Origin of the sequence: Streptosporangium heterodermiicola (assembly GCF_051390675.1) — a bacterium.
GTDB lineage: Bacteria > Actinomycetota > Actinomycetes > Streptosporangiales > Streptosporangiaceae > Streptosporangium.
On sequence record NZ_JBPJSR010000077.1, the window covers coordinates 1 to 893 of the forward strand.

1 protein-coding gene is annotated in these 893 nt (G+C 65.1%); it reads right to left on the reverse strand.

Annotation, left to right across the window (positions count from 1 at the left end; all coding sequences use genetic code 11):
• A partial coding sequence (locus tag ACSC1Q_RS42950; protein WP_495573954.1) for a trypsin-like serine peptidase occupies positions 1-786 on the reverse strand: 786 nt, incomplete at its 3' end.
• Between the last annotated feature and the right edge of the window lie 107 nt (positions 787-893).

Below are 893 nucleotides of genomic sequence, written 5' to 3' on the forward strand. Positions count from 1 at the left end.
GGTCTCGGCCTTGGCCCACGCGGCGGCGGTCTCGCCACCGTGCAGGTCGACGGTCTTCTGGTACTCCGCCTCGGTGATCGGGACGTCCTTGGCGAACTTCGCGCTGCCGAACGCCTCGTAGTCCTTCTGGCTGACTTCCTTGGCGTTGCCGCCACCGATCTGGACACCGTTGTACACGGTCACGAACGCGTAGTCGCGGTCGAAGTCCTCGTAGTTGGCGAAGTCGTAGTGCGTGTAGGCGGTCTTGCCGACGTAGATGCCCCACGGGGTCTTGCCCTGGTAGTAGCCGGGGACGAAGACCCAGTTGTCCATGACGCTGGCGTCAGCCTTGTCGTCGTAGACGCAGTGACCGGCGGTCGCGACCAGGTTGCGGTACTTGCCCTGGATCGAGGTGGCCGAGCACCACTTCAGGTCGCCCTTCTCGTCCACGAAGAACACCTTGCCGATGGACTTCGGCAGGTTGATGTTCTTGACCTTCGCGGCGACCTTGCCCTCTTCGCCGATCGGCTTGACAACGCCCGGCTTGCCGTCGGGAACGTAGCCGCCGCTCGCGCTCAGCTTCGGCGTGGCCTTGGTCTCCCAGGTGTAGGGGGTCGCCTTGGCCAGGTTGTTGGTGTGGCCGTTGGCCGCGAGCCAGAACTCGGCGACGTCAACCGCGGCCGGGGCGTCCTTGGCCAGGGTGTCGTAGGCCCAGTCCGGGACGGCGTTCGCGGTACCGGCGAGGCCGGCGGCCAGCAGACCGGTGGCCAGAACGGCGCCACCGGCGGGGAGGAGGATGCGCTTCAAGGGGAACTCCTTGGTCTGATGTGGAACGCTTCTTGCGTCCCATGCGTCAGTAAAGGGAATGCCAGAAACATACAGCGTGGATCTTGATGGCCGGAAGCCGTTCTGAG